The sequence below is a fragment of the Gemmiger formicilis genome, from assembly GCF_016901605.1.
GTDB classification, from domain to species: domain Bacteria; phylum Bacillota; class Clostridia; order Oscillospirales; family Ruminococcaceae; genus Gemmiger; species Gemmiger formicilis_B.
Genome location: NZ_JACJKP010000207.1, coordinates 1 through 4,250, shown reverse-complemented (window position 1 = coordinate 4,250; position 4,250 = coordinate 1). Strand labels below are relative to the sequence as shown.

At 59.8% G+C, this 4,250-nt stretch carries 4 protein-coding genes; 1 reads left to right on the top strand and 3 read right to left on the bottom strand.

What is annotated here, in order from left to right; all coding sequences use genetic code 11:
* Positions 1-303: hypothetical protein (locus tag H6B10_RS12860; protein WP_204651971.1), on the bottom strand; the 303-nt coding region annotated here is incomplete at its 3' end.
* Between the two features lie 127 nt (positions 304-430).
* Here H6B10_RS12860 and H6B10_RS12855 point away from each other — a divergent pair.
* Positions 431-1,435: a SpoIID/LytB domain-containing protein gene (locus H6B10_RS12855; protein ID WP_204651970.1), complete on the top strand. Its 1,005-nt coding sequence runs from the start codon at positions 431-433 to the stop codon at positions 1,433-1,435.
* Between the two features lie 31 nt (positions 1,436-1,466).
* On the opposite strand, the gene H6B10_RS12850 is transcribed toward H6B10_RS12855, so the two are convergent.
* Together H6B10_RS12850 and H6B10_RS12845 are read right to left on the bottom strand one after the other, a co-directional pair.
* Positions 1,467-3,344, bottom strand: a complete 1,878-nt coding sequence (locus H6B10_RS12850; protein ID WP_204651969.1) for a PTS fructose transporter subunit IIABC — start codon at positions 3,342-3,344, stop codon at positions 1,467-1,469.
* Between the two features lie 81 nt (positions 3,345-3,425).
* Positions 3,426-4,250, bottom strand: an 825-nt coding sequence (locus H6B10_RS12845) for an ABC transporter ATP-binding protein (RefSeq protein WP_204651968.1), incomplete at its 5' end; no start/stop codon positions are given.

Genomic DNA, 4,250 nt, shown 5'->3' with positions numbered 1-4,250 from the left:
GTAACGGGCAGCCGGCAGCGTCCAGGCTCCGCTGGCTGCCAGCAACAGTCCACACAGCACCATAGACATCCCTAGTACGGGATTTTTATCTCCCAATGCCGCAGGTTGGGCAGCAGCCCGGCGTGCCGGCAAATACGGCAGCAGCAAAACGGCCAGCCAGACCACATAGCGCGCCCAGACTGACCCCCGCAGCGCAAAACCGGTGTTGCCATCAGTCCACAGCAGCAGATCCGCCAGATGGAGGCCCGCCAGCACAAGACCCAGCAGCAGTACCAAACCGCCATGCGGTCGTTTTTGTTTCATCGCAGTTTCCTCTCTCCGAATGGTATATCGCACAGGGCCTTTCGCATAAGTTAGGACAGGCCCGGACAAAGTCTTACAGTATTGTACCGCCCCACCGGGCAAATTGCAAGAGTGAGGAAAGTTCACGTTGAGAAGAACACTTTTATATACCGTGTTGCTGGGACTGCTGGCTGCTGCCGCTCCCTTTGCCGCTCTGCTGTTTCCCGGTGCGACTTCCGATGCACAGCCGCAGCCTACACCTTCCCCTTCAGCACCTACGGCTGAAATTCCGGAAATCACGCCCCCGCCGCTGGCCAGCACACCACCCGACACGCCTTCCCAGGCTGACGCCGATCTTTGTTTATACGATGCAGCTTTGGGGCAGACCATCACGGTATCGCCCGAAGAGTTTCTGATCGGTGCCGCCGCCTGCGAACTGCCTGCCGAGTGGCCCGACCAGGCCATTCTGGCCCAGATGGTGGCCAGCCACAGCTATGTGCTTTCACTGGGGGATCAGCCCATGCAGGTCAATTCTGCCCTGTGTTCCGGCTGGACCGACGCAGAGGTTTTACAGGCACGCTGGGGGGATGAATTTGAAGAACGATACCAGCACCTGGCCGATCTGGCCCAAACTGTGCAGAGTGCCCTGCTATGCTACGAAGGTGCGCCGGCCGCTGCCTGTTACCACAGCATCAGCGCCGGCAAAACCGAAGCCAGCCAGAATGTGTGGGTCACCGCCCTGCCCTACCTGCAAGGGGTAGATTCCCCCTGGGATACCACCGTTGCAGACTACGAGGTAACGATCACCTACAGCACCGAACAGGTATATACGATGCTGCAAAGCCTTGGCCTGACCCCCGACGATGACCCGGCCGGTTGGTTCGGCGCCGCCTCTCTGGACGATGCCGGTTATGTAGCCTCCATGGAAATAGGCGGCAACACCTTTTCCGGCACAACATTACGCAGTGCCTTTTCCCTGCGCAGCGCCAGTTTTACCGTATCTTATAGCGACGGGTTGTTTTCCTTCACGACCCACGGGTACGGCCACGGCGTGGGACTGAGTCAGTACGGCGCCAAAGCCATGGCCGAAGGCGGTGCAGACTGGCAGAAAATCCTGCTGTATTATTTTCCCGGTTGCCAGATAGAACCATAAAAAAGCAGCCTCCCTTGTCGGGAGGCTGTTTTTACGATTGTAACGGCTTTTTCAGCATACCGATCATGGCAGCCGCCAAAAACGAACCGGCTGCCAGTGCCAGCAAAAAGCCCAGCGGATTTTGAATCACAGCAATGAGGAACAAACCGCCGTGGGGTGCCGGGCAACCACAGCGCAGCAGAATGGCCAAAAATCCGGCCAGACCACTGCCCAGCATGCAGGAAGGCCCTACCCGCAGCGGGTCACGCAAAGCAAAGGACAACGCGCCCTCCGTCACAAAGGACGCCCCCATCAGCAGATTCTGCGGTGCCGTGCGCTGTTCCGCCCGGGTAAACCGGTCGGGGAAAAGCAGGCAGGCCAAGCCCACCGCAATAGGCGGCACCATGCCGCCGATCATTACCGCCGCCATGATGTCGTACTGATCATTGACCAGCGCCAGCGTACCGGTGAGATACGCAGCCTTATTGATCGGTCCGCCGTAGTCGGTGGCCATCAGTGCCCCCAGCACAGCGCCCATCACCAGGCGGCTGTCCCCCTGCATACCATCCAACAGCGCACAAAGCCACATGTTGAAGTCCCCCAACGGCGGGTTGACCACCAGAACCATCAGGGTGCCAACTCCCAGCAGGCTGAGTGCCGGGGTGAGCAGACCGGTCCGAACCGGCTCCAGGGCAGGCAAAAGCCGTTTCCCGGCCCAGTTGAGCAGACGCACCAGCAAGCCGGCTGCAAAGCCCGCCACCAATGCCCCCCAGAACCCGCTGGAAACCCAGCTGTCCTTCGGCGCAATGGTGGTTCCCAGCTGTGCCAGATATCCGCCCATCAGACCCGGCATAAACGCCGGAAGATCACTGATGCTGTAGGCAATAAAGGCCGCCAGAACCGGATACATCAGCACAAAGGCCGCCCGGCCTACCGTATCCATCATACTGGTAAAGGAATCCGGCACCCCCAGCTGGGCAAACAGCAGCGCCAGTGCGATGAGTACGCCGCCGCCCACCACAAAGGGCAGCATATGGGAGATACCGCTCATCAGGTGACGGTAGGCTTCCCGGCCCAATTCCTTCCAGTCATTGGCGCGGAAACCATCTCCGCCGCGATAAATGGGTACATTGCTTTCCGCCGCACGGTCCAGCACCGCACCGGCATCCCGGATTGCTTCCTGCGCCGACACCGAAACCAGGCGTTTGCCTACAAACCGCGCCGTGGACACCGCACGGTCTGCCGCCACAATAATACAATCGGCACCGGCAATATCCTCTGTGGTCAGGGGTTGGTCCACCCCCACAGCGCCGTTTGTTTCCACCTTAAGGCTGACGCCCCGCTCCTGGGCAGCTTTTTGCAGAGCCTCCGCCGCCAGGTAAGTATGGGCCAGACCGGTGGGGCAAGCCGTAACAGCCACAAAACGCCAGTGTTCCGGTTTTCGGACCGGCGGTTCTTCCGGTGCAGGGGCCGGTTCCTGCTCCTGCCCTGCAATCAGCCCGCAAAATTCCCGGGGAGTACCGGCTTTTTCCAGTTTTGCACAAAATTCCTTGTCCAGCAACAGTGTTGCCAATTCCGCCAGGACCTTCACATGCAGGTCATTGGCTTCGGCGGGGGCTGCAATCAGGAAAAACATCCGCACGGGAATGCCGTCCGGCGTGGTACAGGCCAGCGGCGGGTCCAGCGTGAGGACCGCCAGCCCCGGCGCGTTTACCGCAGCGCTTTTGGCATGGGGAATGGCCAGACCACCGCCCATACAGGTGCCGCCCAAAGACTCCCGTGCCTGCACGTCGGCTTCAAAGGAAGCGGGATCGGTCAGATTCCCGCCCGCTTCCATCAGCCCCACAAGCCGGTGAATCGCCTCCTGCATGGAGTCCACCTGTTGGTGCAGCGACACACAGCCCGGCCGCAGCAAGTCCGTAATGTGCATGGGTGCTTCCTCCTGTTTGATCAATTCCGAGTAAAAAAGGCGGCTCCGCCGCAGCGGAGCCGCCTTGTATAGCGATTGAGATCAGTTGAGCAGAGTCTTCTCGGTCTCGGGATCGAACAGATGAATCTTGTTGGTATCCATCGCAACAACGATCTTGTCGCCACGGCGGGACTTGGAGGTCGGCGCAACACGAGCCATCAGGTTCTGGCCCTGGTAGGTCAGGTACAGGTAGATCTCGGCGCCCATCAGCTCGGAAACTTCCACTTCCGTATTGATGTGGCTGTTGGGATGCTTGGCCAGGAATTCCTCGTCATCCTTGATGTCCTCAGGACGGATACCGACCTTGAGGGTCTTGCCGACGTAAGCGTCCAGCTTGCCGTCCGCGGTCTTCTCGGTGGGCAGAGGAATAACGGTGCCGGCCAGATCGATGGTGTACTGGTTGCCATTCTTGTTCAGGGTGGCATCCAGGAAGTTCATCTGCGGGCTGCCGATGAAACCTGCGACGAAGATGTTGCAGGGGTAATCGTACAGGTTCTGCGGGGTATCGACCTGCTGAATCAGGCCGTCCTTCATAACGACGATGCGGTCGCCCATGGTCATGGCCTCGGTCTGGTCATGGGTAACGTAGATGAAGGTGGTAGCCAGCTTCTTGTGCAGCTTGATGATCTCGGTACGCATGCTGGTACGCAGCTTGGCGTCCAGGTTGGACAGAGGCTCGTCCAGCAGGAAGACTGCCGGGTTACGGACCATAGCGCGACCCAGGGCAACACGCTGACGCTGACCACCGGACAGAGCCTTCGGCTTACGGTCGAGCAGGTGCTCGATCTCGAGGATCTTGGCGGCTTCACGCACGCGCTTGTCGATCTCGTCCTTGGGCATCTTGCGCAGTTCCAGGCCGAACGCCAT

Excerpts from the sequence above, each read along its gene's own strand:
- H6B10_RS12850 (WP_204651969.1), bottom strand. The coding sequence starts at position 3,344 with ATGCACATTACGGACTTGCTGCGGCCGGGCTGTGTGTCGCTGCACCAA.